The sequence below is a fragment of the Candidatus Peregrinibacteria bacterium genome (genome assembly GCA_016699145.1).
Classification (GTDB): Bacteria; Patescibacteriota; Gracilibacteria; order UBA1369; family 2-02-FULL-48-14.
This window is the reverse complement of record CP064962.1, coordinates 736,107-749,601: the sequence shown is the minus strand read 5'-3', so window position 1 is coordinate 749,601 and position 13,495 is coordinate 736,107. Positions and strand designations below refer to the sequence as shown.

Annotated in this window: 11 protein-coding genes; 4 read left to right on the top strand and 7 right to left on the bottom strand. The window is 48.5% G+C overall.

Translation table 11 applies throughout. From position 1 onward, the window contains the following. Window positions 1–37: 37 nt before the first annotated feature. Window positions 38–649 carry a hypothetical protein gene (locus IPG41_04145; GenBank protein ID QQR54367.1) on the top strand — a complete coding sequence of 204 codons (612 nt, stop codon included), beginning with the start codon at window positions 38–40 and terminating at the stop codon, window positions 647–649. A gap of 96 nt (window positions 650–745) precedes the next feature. Here the strand turns inward: IPG41_04145 and IPG41_04140 are convergent, their stop codons facing one another. Genes IPG41_04140 through IPG41_04125 form a run of 4 tightly spaced genes read right to left on the bottom strand, consistent with a single transcriptional unit; the run spans window position 746 to window position 4,007 of the window. Further along, a complete protein-coding gene (locus IPG41_04140) occupies window positions 746–1,126 on the bottom strand; it encodes a hypothetical protein (protein ID QQR54366.1) in 381 nt (126 codons plus the stop codon). After that, complete coding sequence (gene murD / locus IPG41_04135; GenBank protein ID QQR54365.1) at window positions 1,119–2,141, bottom strand: UDP-N-acetylmuramoyl-L-alanine--D-glutamate ligase; 1,023 nt, start codon at window positions 2,139–2,141, stop codon at window positions 1,119–1,121. Before murD ends, IPG41_04140 begins: the two co-directional genes overlap by 8 nt. Further along, on the bottom strand, window positions 2,027–3,643 hold the full coding sequence (locus IPG41_04130; GenBank protein ID QQR54364.1) for a hypothetical protein: 1,617 nt from the start codon (window positions 3,641–3,643) through the stop codon (window positions 2,027–2,029). The genes murD and IPG41_04130 overlap by 115 nt, the downstream gene beginning before the upstream one ends. Before the next feature lie 40 nt (window positions 3,644–3,683). Then, window positions 3,684–4,007 carry a hypothetical protein gene (locus IPG41_04125; GenBank protein QQR54363.1) on the bottom strand — a complete coding sequence of 108 codons (324 nt, stop codon included), beginning with the start codon at window positions 4,005–4,007 and terminating at the stop codon, window positions 3,684–3,686. Between the two features lie 163 nt (window positions 4,008–4,170). On the opposite strand from IPG41_04125, the gene IPG41_04120 reads away from it, so the two are divergent. The 3 genes from IPG41_04120 to mfd all read left to right on the top strand — a co-directional run bounded on the left by IPG41_04120 (window position 4,171) and on the right by mfd (window position 10,761). Next, window positions 4,171–5,985 carry a ribonuclease J gene (locus IPG41_04120; GenBank protein QQR54362.1) on the top strand — a complete coding sequence of 605 codons (1,815 nt, stop codon included), beginning with the start codon at window positions 4,171–4,173 and terminating at the stop codon, window positions 5,983–5,985. A 378-nt stretch (window positions 5,986–6,363) separates the two neighbouring features. Further along, a complete protein-coding gene (gene dnaN / locus IPG41_04115) occupies window positions 6,364–7,467 on the top strand; it encodes a DNA polymerase III subunit beta (GenBank protein ID QQR54361.1) in 1,104 nt (367 codons plus the stop codon). Window positions 7,468–7,494: 27 nt separating this feature from the next. Then, entirely contained in the window at window positions 7,495–10,761 is a 3,267-nt protein-coding gene (gene mfd / locus IPG41_04110; GenBank protein QQR54360.1) for a transcription-repair coupling factor, read from the top strand. A gap of 7 nt (window positions 10,762–10,768) precedes the next feature. Here mfd and IPG41_04105 read toward each other — a convergent pair whose 3' ends face one another. Genes IPG41_04105 through IPG41_04095 form a run of 3 tightly spaced genes read right to left on the bottom strand, consistent with a single transcriptional unit; the run spans window position 10,769 to window position 13,437 of the window. Next, window positions 10,769–12,589 carry a hypothetical protein gene (locus IPG41_04105; GenBank protein QQR54359.1) on the bottom strand — a complete coding sequence of 607 codons (1,821 nt, stop codon included), beginning with the start codon at window positions 12,587–12,589 and terminating at the stop codon, window positions 10,769–10,771. After that, complete coding sequence (locus tag IPG41_04100) at window positions 12,582–12,920, bottom strand: hypothetical protein (GenBank protein QQR54358.1); 339 nt, start codon at window positions 12,918–12,920, stop codon at window positions 12,582–12,584. Before IPG41_04100 ends, IPG41_04105 begins: the two co-directional genes overlap by 8 nt. Next, the gene (locus IPG41_04095; protein ID QQR54357.1) at window positions 12,892–13,437 is read right to left on the bottom strand and encodes a hypothetical protein; all 546 of its coding nucleotides are present in this window, start codon (window positions 13,435–13,437) and stop codon (window positions 12,892–12,894) included. Before IPG41_04095 ends, IPG41_04100 begins: the two co-directional genes overlap by 29 nt. Between the last annotated feature and the right edge of the window lie 58 nt (window positions 13,438–13,495).

The window sequence follows — 13,495 nt, the reverse complement described above, 5'->3', positions numbered from 1 at the left end:
CGGGGGTACTTTCTCCTGCTAACCTTTTATAAGACTTATGACTGAGGAAGATAAACCTATCTGCGATGGCCTTGATGCCTCTACTGAGTGTAGTCCAGACGTGCAATGCACGGCGCTCGACTTGGTGCGGTGTGATTTTTCGTTCCGTATTGTGGACGCTATCTCTCGCTTGAGTGGAATGCCTATTTTGTATACCTTTGATAGACAGTTGGAGAGATGGCAGGAACTGTCTGGACGCTCGATGGCCAGAAAATACCGAGAACTTCTTTTGGAGCACATGCTTCAGACAATGGCTGTGTTTTCTGAGCAAGTGAAGGGGTTCTCCGATAGAACTATCCTTCTTGGTTCGTCGTTCATTGGGATTGAGCGGCGGCTGAAAAGCCAACAAGCTTGGCTAGTGGTTTTAAGAAATGCTATAGCTTTAGCGGCTACCGTACAGAATGGATTAAGAGCACCTGCGCAAGCGTCGGATCCAGGGAAAGTGCCGCGTGCATCATTTGATCAGGTTTTTGTAGATACAGCCGAAGCTAGAATCTCTGGCTTGCAAAATGTTCTGGGTGACTTATTTAGGACTTTGAATGAAGAAGAGCTCAGGAGAACTCCTACTAACGGGCATGGGCTGACGGGCGTTCAGCGCGGATGCAATTGACGCTTCTTGGGAGGTATCCCAACTAAATTTCTGGACTGGACGCTTGTTTTCCCTTAAGCCGAAGGCGGTTGACGGTCTGGGGCAAGACGCAAGGCTCTAACTCCGCCAGCGCTTTGGAAGGAGTTTTTGGACTTTTTGCTGTGTGAAAAGGGTGACGAGGGTTGCTAAAGACAAAAGGATGAGATGGCTCGCTTCCAATGCGTTTTCTATTCCGTCTGTGCAAATGAAATAGATTACGGGGGCAGCTATGATTAAACCCACAACGTCTGCCCATCTCTTTTTTTTGTAGGCGCCATTCGCTAAAAAGGCAAAGAGGATGGAAAGCAGCCCTAAAATCACTCCTCCTATGAATTCGGCCATTGCTCGATACACGTCCCACTCGTTCCCTGCATGGCTCCCGCGAAGGCAGAAGTAAACCGCAAGGATAGCGTCTAGTAGGGCCAAGGTGAGCCACATTGTTGCTTTGATTTTATTCATTTTTACGGATGAGGTTTTGGAATTTATTTCCACGGTCTTCAAAACTCATGCCAAAGGCGTGAGGGGAGGCGGTGGAGAGCACGCAAAGGGTTCCGCGCGGGGTGTGCTTGAAAGCCAGGGCAACGGCTTCTTCGAGCGAGTTGGCCTCAAAAGTTTGGAAGCCTTTTTTGGATTTTAAGATGCGCTTGCCGGTATCGGGCAGCAGGATGAGTTTTGGAATTTTATAACGGCGCAGCACTTTTTCGAGTTCAGTGAAGTCGTAACCTCGATCCTCTCCTCCTAAAAACAGCGTGCCGATGGGGGCCAAGGGGCTGAGGGCTTTGATGGCCTCGATGGTGGACTCCGGCGACGTGGAAATGGCGTCGTCATAGAAGGTGATGCCCTTAAAGGTTCCCACCTTTTGAAGGCGATGGGGCAGGGGTGCAAAGCTCTGCAGGGCTTTTTGCAGTTGTGCCTGCGTGCAGGGTTTTTTGTGCAGCCATTGGCGGGCCTGCTGAGTGGCGGCTAGGGCGGCGGCCAGGTTGGAGCGATTGTGCTCACCGAGCAGCGGCGTTTTTTTGGGAATCCACGTGGAAAAGGGCACGGCACGGGCAGGCGTTTCTTGGGTCCATTTTCGGATCAAGGGATGGGCGGTGTTCACCATAAAAACAGCGGCGGCATTTTGGTGACGGATGAGATTTTTTTTTGCTTCGTAATACGGCTCTATTCCTCCGTGATGAGTCATGTGCTCTGGGAATAAATTGGTCACCACGGCCAGGTCTGGAGATGCGCTGAGCTCGTCCAATTGGTAACTGGAAAGTTCGAGCACGTAAAGCTCGGTTTTGCTTGGGTTTTTAAGGAAAGTTTCAAGCATGGGGCAGCCAATGTTGCCCAGCAGTTCGGCCTTTATTCCGGTTTTTTTTAAGAGATGTGAAATGAGCGACGCCGTGGTGCTTTTGCCTTTGCTGCCCGTGACTCCCAGGGTGGGTTTTTGATTGTGAGCAAAGAACACTTGCGTCGCGGTAGTGTAAGGCACAGTGACTTTGGCCTTGGGTAGCCCGGGTGTTTTGATGACAAAATCGGCGGCTTCTTGCTGGCGCAAATAATCGGGATTTTGGGCTTGGTCTGCAATGAAAATGGAGAGGCCAGGGTAGAATTTTTGAGATATTTTTCGCTGCTTTTTCCTTCTTTTCCATAACCCAAAAGTAAGACGTTTTTGAGGCCTAAAAACTTGAGGTGTGCGGGCAGTGTTGGCGCATTTTGAACCTTAAAAAGAGCCTCGTCCTTGTCTTTTGGAAAGTGTTTTTTCAGCAGTGGAAGCAGAGTTTGGATCGCCACGGTTTTTGCCCAGTTTTTTTGAGCCAAACGGAGGGCTGCTCGGCTTTCTTCAAAAGTGCCCACGCAATCGAAGGGCTTCATTTTGCCTAGGCCACAGAGGTCTTTGAAAAGCGGGAGCAGCGCTTCTTCTTCAAACAGATTTTTGCCGAAAATTGGCAAGAGCTCGGCGGGTTTTAAAAAGGCCGCCAATTCGGCGAAAACAAAGGTGCACTTGGCACACTCGCCGCACCACAGCGTTTTTGGACGCACTTTTTCGATGCGGAAACTGCGGTTGCAACTGGTGAAAAGCGGGAAGTATTTTGGGTGTTTGACAAATTCCTCCACCACACGGATTTCATAAAAATGACGGATGGCTGAGAAATAGGTGAGGCTGGGAGAAAGGCGCAGGCGAAAGTGTTCTTGCAAAGCTGCTTCGAATTCGGCGGATTTGCTCCATTGATGATTGATGCTTTCCCCCAAGTAGGTGAGGTTGCCCTGGTTGCTGCTGGCTTCGTTGGCGACCACGGTGTAGCGGTAGCCGTAGAGGGCGGCGGCAAAGAGTCCAGTGAAGGCGAAAATGGCCGAGATGGGGATGTGCCCGTTGAGCGCGTCGGGCAGGCTTTGAAAGACTTTGGGGTCTAGGCGGCGTTGCACCACAAAAGGCTGGATCTTCATGGCTTTCATCACGGCGCTCACCACTGGGGAGCTTGGGCCCGTTTCAAGCACAAATCCCTTCAGAGGAATTTTGCGTTTTTTCAAAAATTCACCGGCTACGATGGAGTCTTTTCCTCCTCCAATTCCGAGCAGGGCATGCTCTTTCGTGGGCAAGGGGACGGGCATGAACGGACGGGCTTTTTTGGAAGAGGGAAAGCGGAGAAGTTTGCGGAAATCCACGTGATTGCGATAGAAGAATTCTCCAAGGCCTTTGCGGTAGAGGGTTTCCCAAAAATGGGCCTCATCCGGGCTCAATTGGTAAGGCATTTGAATTTTTGCGGGACAGTAGAGTTTGTAGTAGCTCAGCCCCAAAACCAGATGCAGATTTTTGAGCAGTTCCTTGAGCAGGGCGCCCGGGACTTTTTGCGTTTTCCCCGCTGGAAATTGCAGTGTTTCGTTGAAATGCAGGGGCTTTCCATCTGCAAAAGTGAGGCTGTAGGAAAAACGTGCCCACCTTTCTTTGGGGCTAAAAGCGGCTTCTTCGAAGATAAAACGGGTGGGCTTCATTGCTTAAAGTGAAGCGCGAGCCCAAAGGAAAGTCAACCTGTTAGATGCCGCTTTTGGGGTTTGTTGTAGACAAGGTTCCCCTGCCCACTGCTTTTGCAACCATGAAGACTGTCAGACCCAGCATGGCTCCGATGCCGGCTGCCTGGGGATGGTCCGCCGGGGGTCCCAATAGTTCTGAGGCGACGTCTTGGAGTGCCTGTAGCCTAGGGTCGACTTTGCTAGAGGCGCTTGCCTGGACATGTGTTTCGGGCCCAGCCGATTCCGCCCCTGAGACGATGAGTGCCCCAACGCCAGCTGCAGCTGCAGCCAAGACCAGTTCCTTAATGCCTTCTCCTCTTTCTTCTTCCGTTTGTTCTAGTGGCATAAAGATGGGGGTTAAATACGGGAACTTGCTTAATGATGAATTGTACATCTTTGCTTTGTTTTGTAAAGCGCGTGAAACTTCCATAGACCTTGGGTTTTGTGTCTGCTAGACTGTTTTTGAAAAAATTCGAGGGAAGAAGACTTGTTTAATCGTAAAAGAAATCATGAGCAAAATAGATAAATTGTCAGAATGGCTTAGGACCACCGTTCAAGGCGGGTCCAAGGCCCCTTTAGCCACCCCAAAAGGAGAGCTTTTGGCGGGCCCTGCCTCCAAAGCACGTCCTCAGCCGAAAGGCCCGGCAAAGGGCCCTAGCGTGCATCCCAAGGTGATGCGGATGATCCCGGTGGGCGGCCTTGAAGAAGTGGGGAAAAACTGCATGATTGTGGAATATGAGCATGACATTTTGGTTGTGGACATGGGCTTTCAATTCCCGGACGATGAGATGTTTGGGGTGGATTATATTATCCCAGATATTCAATACCTGGTGGAGCGCAAGGATAGAATTCGCGGAATTTTGATCACGCACGCGCACCTCGATCACATTGGAGGTTTGCCTTATGTGCTGCCGGATCTGGGTTTTCCACCCGTTTATGGCTCCAAGCTTTCGCTCGGGCTGGTGCAAAAACAATTGGAGGAACACAAGCTTTTGAAGCAAACGACGCTGAAGGTGGTGGATAACGAACAGGTTTATCATTTTGGGCGTTTCAATGTGGAATTTTTTCGCGTGAACCACTCGATTCCCGATGCGATGGGCATTTTTATTCAAAGTCCGGAAGGCAGCATTGTGCATACGGGGGACTTTAAATTTGATTTCACGCCCGCCGATGGGGTGGAATGCGACATGCGTAAGATGAATGAGCTGGGCAAGCGCGGGGTGAATATTTTGTTTGCGGACAGCACCAATGCCACGAAGCCTGGGCACACGATTTCGGAACGAGTGGTGGCCGAAAACCTGGAAAAAGCGATTTCAGACGCCCAGGGACGCATTGTGGTGACGTGTTTTGCATCTCTCATTGGGCGCATTCAGCAGATCATTGATTTTGCTCAAATGAACGGGCGCAAGGTGTTTTTGTCCGGAGGCAGTTTGGAGGCCAATGTGGAGATTGCGCACAAGCTCGGGTTCATTAAATTTCACAAGGAGCAATTGCAGCCGCTCAAAGAGGTGAATAAATTCGATGACAGGCAGGTCCTTGTGCTCACTACGGGGGGGCAAGGGGAGCCGATGGCGGCTCTTTCGCGCATGGCCAACGGGGCTCACACCCAGGTTAAAATTCATCCCGGGGACACGGTGGTGGTTTCGTCTTCGCCGATCATTGGGAACGAAAAATCGGTGGCTTTTTTGGTGGATGCACTGGCGCGCCTCGGGGCGCATGTGGTGCACAACGGAATCATGGACGTGCATACGTCCGGGCATGGCCAACAGGAAGATTTGAAGCTGATGATGAGTTTGATTCGTCCCGATCATCTTGTGCCGATTCATGGGAATTATTACATGCGAAGCGCACATGGCTCCTTGGGACCTCAGGTGGGGATCCCGGCTGAGCACGTGCACATGATGGACAATGGAAATGTGATTGAAATTCGCGCTGGAAAAGTGGAGATGAAGACGGAAGACATCAAGGTGCGTTTTGTGGTGGTGGACGGGGAGATGCGAGGGGATTTGGGCTCCCATGTTTTAAAGGAGCGTGAAATGATGGCGCAGAATGGAATGGTGAGCGTGGTCATTAAGGTGAATAAGGGGCGGGTTGTGGGAACACCCATTGTGGTGACGCGCGGGTTCTTTTACCAAAAGGAGCAGCTCAAGTTCATTCGTGATCTGGAACATGCGGCTAAAAATGCCGTGGAAAAGCTGGGCAACCGAGAGAAGCGGCGGCTGGACATTGGCGACTATGAAGCGGCTGTGCGCAGCGAGCTTGCCGGGGTGATTTTGAGGCGCTTTGACCGCCGTCCCCTTATACACACGGTGGTGCTTTTTTAGATTTTTTGTGTAAAACGTGTTCGAAAGTGGATGCGGTGTTTTGCACGGACTTTTTTAAAAATCAATTTTTCTTGTTTTATTTTACTTTTTTTGTGTGAGTTGCGTGCTTATTTGCTTATCTTGTGCACAAAGCGTCCGCTGTTTTTGCTTTTTTGCACGAGTTTTGCACCGTCCTTTGTTTTTACAGATTAAAGTTTTGCACAATTGAGGTTGGGATTTGTGTGTAAAAATGTTTGTTTTGCTAGAAAATGGAGGGTTTTGGCAAGGCCTTACTACAGTCACTGCTGTTTTATTTATATATATTTTTGTTTTGTTTTTTCTTATAGACATGTGCAAAAAAATTTGCTTCACTTTTTGCGATTTCCTAGCCAAATTTTAATGAAACTCACTTGCGCCCAGGCGGATCTGGCTTTAGCTCTTTCACTCGTGAATAGAGCCGTCAGTCCCAATAGCACTTTGCCGGTTTTGAATAATATTTTACTGAGGGCGGAAGGAAAGCGTCTTTTTTTGTCTGCGACCAATTTGGAGATTGCTATTTCAGCTTCTTTTGAAGCAAGTGTCGAGAATGAGGGAAGTTTGACCATTCCCGCCAAAATTTTGAGTTCTTATGTGGCTCTTTTGAACGATAAAGAAGTTTTACTTTCGGTGAATGGTGGAAATACGCTTCAGGTTCAAAGTAAGGGTTCGAATACGAAGATGAAGGGGATTTCCAGCGAGGAATTTCCGCTTTTGCCTAAGCTTGAAAAACCGGATGTTTTAAAGTTTTCAACAAAGAGCATTTTAAGTGCTTTGGAGCAGGTTGTTTTTGCGGCGTCCACCAATATTTCTCGCCCCGTTTTAACGGGAGTGTATTGGCAGGTGAACGGAAAGCAGACCAAGTTGGCGGCCACGGATAGCTATCGGCTTGGGGAGAAAACGTTGTTGAACGAAAGGGATAGCGAAAAAGATTTATCATTCATTGTTCCCTCGAAAACGGCTCAAGAATTGATGAAAATTTTAAGCTCCAGTGCGGCAGCGGAATTCGATGTGTATGTGAGCAAAGGACAGGTTTTGTTCAAGGTGGACGGGGTGGAGCTGATGTCTCGGTTGATCGAAGGCAACTTCCCTGATTACGAGAAAATTTTACCCAAAGAAATCAAGACCACCGCTTTGCTTTCCACGGAAGATTTGATCCTGGGGCTTAAAAAAGTTTCAGTGATTGTGCGTGAAAACAGCAATAACGTTCGTTTGAAGGTTCATAAAGACGGCATTCAGATTGCCAGCGAAGAAACTCAAGTGGGTCAGGGCAGCACGGATTTGGCAGCTCAGGTGAATGGGGAGGCCATTGAAACGGCGCTCAACGTACAATATTTGCTCGACGTGCTTTCTCATCTGGGAAGCAAGGAAGTGAATTTGGGCTTGAATGATGGACTTTCTCCTGTTATGGTAACGCCGACCTCGGGCACGGATTATCTGCACATCATCATGCCGCTCAAGGTTTAATTTTAAAGTTTAGTTTTTTAGTAAATTGTGAAGGACTGTAAACATCTGATCACACTCTTCCCGCATGGGCAGAATCTTCAGGTAATAGAGCAATTTCAAGATCAAGGCTATAGTTCCATTTCAGGGGCTGGGAATGTTTCTTCGAAAGCGTTTTTAATTGCCGATTTGGCTCGTGAGGTGAAAGACCTTAAACGAGTGCTTTGGCTGACCAGCGATTCTCAGCACAAAGAAAACACTTTGCGAGACCTTCGCTTGTGGGGCGACTTACCCGTTTTTGCTTACGAGAAAGAAGACAATCCCATGAGGGACAGCGGTTTGGATCGAGAAAACACGGTTCGAAAGATGGCTTTTTTATCGCTGGTTTTGGATGAGCAAAGGCCGTCTTTTTTTGTGCTTCCCTACCGAGAGCTCTTTGGACTTTTCCCCAATCCCGATCTTGTGAAGCGTGGGGTTTTGAAACTGAAAAAGAAAGATGCGGTGGACCCTGTTGAAGTGTTTGAAAAACTCATTGGGATTGGTTATGAGGTTTCGATGGACACTTATGTGGAGAAAGGGGAGTACCATCGCCATGGAGATTTGATGACGATTTGGCCGGTGAATATGGAAACCCCGGTGCGACTGGAACTCGGTTTTGATGAGGTGGAAAAAATTGCGCTTTTCAATCAAGTGGACAAAGTGGACGTGCAAGAAGTCGATCATCTGGAAATTTATCCCATTGAAGTGCCGGAAGGCGATACGCCACTGCTCCATTATTTTGGCCGCGGCTCTTTGGTTTTGGATGATGAAGTGGAGTTCCCGGATGACGATAGTGAAGCTTTTGAGGCTGCGATGAAAACGCGTTTGCCGGAATCCCGTTATTTGGAGTTCCGGTCCTTTATGGAGGAGACGGCTTATCATCATCACCTGCATTACCTTTCGGTTTTAAAATATTACGCACCGCTGGATTTTGTCACCGATTTGCGCGACAAACTCGCGAATGAGTGGACGGTGTTTTTGTTCACTAAACATCCTGAACTTTACACCGGGCTTTTTGAAGAGAAGAAAATCCCTTTTGTGAGCTACAAGCGGGGGGCGAGTTTTGAATCCAGGCAAGTGGTGATTTTTCATGTGGACCAGGAGGATATTTTTCCGGAAGCGTTTCAAAATCCTGGACTCAATTTTATGGTGGTTTCGGATCGCAATGTGGGCGGATTTGGGGAACAGGAAAAACGCCCTGAACGGCAGAAGGTTTACACGGACTTTTTGACGGGCCTGAAGCCGGGCGATTTTGTGGTGCATACCGATCATGGAATTGGGCAGTTTTTGGGGCTCGATAAGCGCACCATTGATGAAGTGACGCGCGAGTATTTAAAAATTGGTTACGCCGAAAACGACAAACTTTTTGTGCCCATCGACCAAGCGGACAAGGTTTCTAAATTCATTGGGGCGGGGGATAGAATTCCGAAGCTCACACGTCTGGGAAGTGCCGAGTGGACGACGATGCAAAATAGGGTACGTAAGGAGACCGAAAAAATTGCGACGGAACTTTTGCAACTGTATGCAGAACGCGAAAGTGCCCAAGGCTTTATGTGTGACAACGACAGCAGTCGCATGATTCAATTTGAAAAGAATTTTCAATATGAGCCGACCCCCGGTCAGCTGCGTGCAATTTTGGATGTGAAACGCGACATGGAACGCAAAAAACCGATGGATAGACTGGTGTGTGGAGACGTGGGTTTTGGAAAGACGGAAGTGGCCATGCGCGCGGCGTTCAAGGCTGTGGACAACGGCAAGCAAGTGGCCGTGCTCGCGCCCATCACGATTTTGGTGGATCAACATTTTAAGAGTTTTGTGAAACGCATGGAAGGCTTCAATGTTCGCATCGAAATGCTGAGTCGTTTCCGTAGCCCTGCCGAGCAAAAGAAGATTCTAAAAGCCCTTGAGCGAGGCGAAATCGACATTATTATTGGCACCCACCGTCTTTTGCAAGACGACCTCAAATTCAAAGATTTGGGCCTGCTCATCATTGACGAAGAACAGCGTTTTGGGGTGAAGCAAAAAGAGCGCCTCAAAGACTTCCGCAAAGAAGTGCACATTTTAACCATGACCGCGACACCGATTCCTCGTACGCTGAACATCAGTTTGCACGGACTCAGAGACATCACGACCATCACCACGCCGCCGCCCGGAAGACTCCCTATTGTGACGGAAGTGCGTCGGTATTCGCTGGCGCTCATTAAAGGTGCGGTGGAAAAAGAAATGGAACGCGGCGGACAAATTTACTTTTTGCACAACCGTGTGCAAACCATCGATGACATGGCGTCTAAGCTGCGGTCTTTGCTGCCGAAGGCTCGCATTGTGGTTACGCACGGAAAACTTGCACCAGACGAGCTGGAACGCCGAATTTTGGCCTTCAAAAGTGGGGAGTACGATATTCTTGTGAGCTCGACCATCATTGAAAACGGAATTGATCTTGCGAATGCGAACACCCTCATTGTGAACAACGCCGAACGTTTTGGACTCGCGCAGCTTTATCAACTTCGTGGACGGGTGGGACGCGCGAAAGTGCAGGCGTACTCGTACTTTTTGTATCAAATGGAGCGCCTGCCGCTGGATGCAAAAAAACGTCTCAAGGCCATTGTGGAGGCCAACGAACTGGGTGCCGGGTTCCAAATTGCCATGAAAGATTTGGAAATTCGAGGGGCAGGAGATGTGCTTGGGGCCAATCAGTCGGGGGCCATTCAGGTGGTGGGCGTTTCGCACTTTGTGCGCATGCTCAACCAGGCGGTGGAAGATTTGAAGAAAGGCAAGAAAGTGAAGGAACGAGAGACCACCATGAAGGATGTGACCATCGAAATTCCGCTGCCTGCTTATGTGCCGGATGAGTATATTGTCAGTTCCAAAGAAAAGATTTCTGTTTACCAAAAATTGGCCGGAGCCGATACGCTCGACTACCTCACGGAGCTGCGCACTGAACTGGTGGAAGATTATGGACGAATGCCGGAAGAGGTTTCGAATTTGTTCCGCGTTTTAGAGATAAAAATGTTTGCAAAAAAAGCCGGCATCCTCAATGTGAAGGCAGAAAATGTCCACTCACAAGAAGACCGGCAAATTGTTTTACATATGTCTGAAAGCGTGAAGCCCGAAAATATTATGTCGCTTTTGGAATACAACAATCGGTGGATCATTTCGGGCACCAAGCTCAAGATTTCATTCAAAGACCTTGGAGTTTCTTGGGTGGAAGAGCTCAAAAAATGTCTATTGGCGCTTGGCAAAAAGCTGAAGAATTTGCCTGGGGCTGTGGTGGAGAAGTAAAGATGGCCTAATGACCTTCGCGGTCGACCCCTTGAAGCCGCCTAAGCACCTCACGATTTGAAGCCTGAAGGTCGGCTCGTTGCCCCTCGGTTAGGCCAAGGCTCTCTGCATGCTGGATGGCCAAGCGCAGGTGCTCACGGATGGTTACAAGCTCGTCGTAGGCAAAAGAATGTTCTCTTTTTGCTTCGATCTCTTCTTTGGCATGCGAATAAACCCCGACAGTGGGGTGATATAGATTTGCCTCCACTCCATGGGCTGTCTCTCCCACGTGGGCACTGCGGAGTAGTAAATCATCCCAGACACGAATTCCTTGGGCGGCTACATTTTCTAGACCAACACAAATTCGTTCACTGTTATACCCGTACATGGCTAGCGTTGGACACTGCGTGGCGATCACTTCCATAGCCACCGTCATTGATTTCATTGCACGGGACCCTTGAATGCCGAGCTTGCTTGCTTTGAGTCCATGCAGAACTTCTCCACCAATGAGCCCGACTGAAATGAATTCCGCGACAATTTTATTCACCATAAAGAGCTTTTCTTCAGCGGTACTGTGCTCAAGCCCATACGTGAGCATTTGCCACGCCATTGCCCAGGTGTGTGGATCCAATACGCTTTTCCCCGCATTTAGAATTTTAGAAGTCCACGTTTCGGCTTCATGGGTGTCACTTGTTGCCGCGTGTGCTTCGTTGCCCATGACCTTCTTTCCAACCCAAGCTGCTGCGCCTAGTGCCATTTGATCCACTGTTACCAAGGCGCTGACAATTCCTTGGGTTGTGCCAAGCACGTATGCTTCGTTAAAGCCAAGGTCTTGGGGCTTACGTCCGGTGTAGTATGTATAAGCAGGTCCTACCCGGTAGTAAGCCTCCATCCCTTCAGAGATTGTTGTAGGTTTTTTGAAAGGCTGAGATGAATCAATGGTATCCCATCGTGCCTTCGCAAAAACAGTCCCCAAAATCTCAGCCATTTCTTTGTCCGAGAAAGAGCCCTCTCCGTTGTCAACTGCTTCTGACACCTCTTTGTGAGGAGCTTCGTTGCGAATAGACTGAGTGAGGATTTTATACAAGCCCTCTAGTGCATTGAGTTGGGTTGAGACCAGTTCTAGCAGTAAAGCGCGTTGTTCACTGAGGCCTGTTCTTTTGGCCACCTCTTTCAATCCAGCGGAAAAAGCATCGCTCAAAAGTTTAGTGGCATCTTCGAGATGTTGCCCCCCAGTTATGGAAGCGTAGGCTAGTTTTGCGTCGACGTAAGCAGCGGCATTTTCTGGAAGCTTCAATTGAGCCAAACGACCTTCATTCAATGCCAGATTGACCTCGATTTTTTCTCGAGGAGTCCTGCCAAGCAATTCTTCTACCGTAGCCATATTTTCTGGAAGTTCAGATGCTGGAGCGATGGGCCTGTCTGCCCCTGTGCTTTTACCAATGACGTCGTTGTATCTCCTGGCATCACGCTCCGTGTCCGCAGCAGCAAAGCCCATATTCATTTTCAATTCCTCCAACTCCGAAAGCGCCATGGTTGTAATGGCTTTCAATTGATCCCCAGCGGCCTTGCTTTCACCTGATTCTACGGCCATGTAGTGCGCCTTCATAGTAGCCAACAAGCCTTCGGCACCCCGCCCCGTCGTGTCGTAGTTCTTCTTATAGGCTTCTCGCATTTCTGCATAGTTTGGATCACGCATAAAGTCGAGAACCGTGTTTTCTAGTTCCACAATTTTTACCTTTTGTTCACGAGGAATGTCTTCCTTAGCTACATTCACTCGACGATCAGCGAGCGCCATTACTTCTGAAGTCTTCAGCTCTTTTGCGTATGGAGTTTCTCCGTTAGACATTGTTTATTTGATCAAGAATTGAGTCCGGTTTTTCTTCGGTACGACTAGCAGCCTCCCATTCCTTAAGCATCTTTGGTTTAACCTTATGCAGTTCTTCAATGTAGGCTTGATTATTTTGTATGCTTTTCTCAAGTAAAGAGGTTTGCACGATTTTTCTCGATTCAGCTTCTTTCACCAACACGGCAGCAAGTTTAGCTAAATCCTCAGGCCCCATGTATTCTGCCCGATTCAGCCAAAACTGTTGCTCTTCAGCAGCTCCTTTAAGTGCTTCAGAGGATTGAATGAGATTGATGACTTGTTCTTTAGACCAGGGCATTGAAATTGAGGGCATTGAATTTGGACGTTATATCGGGCAAAAAAAGCTTAGAGATGTAATCCTCGTACTCACGTTCCAAGAGCGTGTCTACCCCGCGGATAACGGCATAAAACTTTATAATGGCCATTTGTTCGGGGTTTGTTACACCGCTTGCGCGAGCCATTTCTGCCATTTTATCGGGAGAATGGACGGACATTTTAATGCCGAGCTTTTGCGCAAAAGCTGGATTGTTTTTATTTAGAACTAAGGCGTCGAACATCTTATTGAATTCCACAAAAGTTTTCTCGATTTCTTGCATTGATTTGTGAATGGACTCTTGCCCTGCTTTTGTCATTTGTTTGCTCACATACTTTTTAAAAAGATTGCCGGCAGAAATGTTTTCACCCGTATATTTGGCATCCACGCGTGCCATAAGCTGATCATAGGCTTCCCTGGTCACCTCCAGGGAAAGCAATTGAATATCTATCGCGGGTGAGCCCGCTGGTATGGGCATCACATCTTTGCCATTTTCTGGGATTTCCTTGTTTGCCATTGTGCCAAATAAATTATCTCTTAATTGTAGCACAAATTGACCCCTCTTGAAAAGAGGC

Bases quoted from the DNA above. Each gene is read 5' to 3' on its own strand.
- IPG41_04125 (QQR54363.1), bottom strand. From the start codon at position 4,007: ATGCCACTAGAACAAACGGAAGAAGAAAGAGGAGAAGGCATTAAGGAA.
- IPG41_04145 (QQR54367.1), top strand. From the start codon at position 38: ATGACTGAGGAAGATAAACCTATCTGCGATGGCCTTGATGCCTCTACT.
- IPG41_04120 (QQR54362.1), top strand. From the start codon at position 4,171: ATGAGCAAAATAGATAAATTGTCAGAATGGCTTAGGACCACCGTTCAA.
- IPG41_04130 (QQR54364.1), bottom strand. From the start codon at position 3,643: ATGAAGCCCACCCGTTTTATCTTCGAAGAAGCCGCTTTTAGCCCCAAA.
- IPG41_04105 (QQR54359.1), bottom strand. From the start codon at position 12,589: ATGTCTAACGGAGAAACTCCATACGCAAAAGAGCTGAAGACTTCAGAA.
- IPG41_04095 (QQR54357.1), bottom strand. From the start codon at position 13,437: ATGGCAAACAAGGAAATCCCAGAAAATGGCAAAGATGTGATGCCCATA.
- IPG41_04100 (QQR54358.1), bottom strand. From the start codon at position 12,920: ATGCCCTCAATTTCAATGCCCTGGTCTAAAGAACAAGTCATCAATCTC.
- IPG41_04140 (QQR54366.1), bottom strand. From the start codon at position 1,126: ATGAATAAAATCAAAGCAACAATGTGGCTCACCTTGGCCCTACTAGAC.
- dnaN (QQR54361.1), top strand. From the start codon at position 6,364: ATGAAACTCACTTGCGCCCAGGCGGATCTGGCTTTAGCTCTTTCACTC.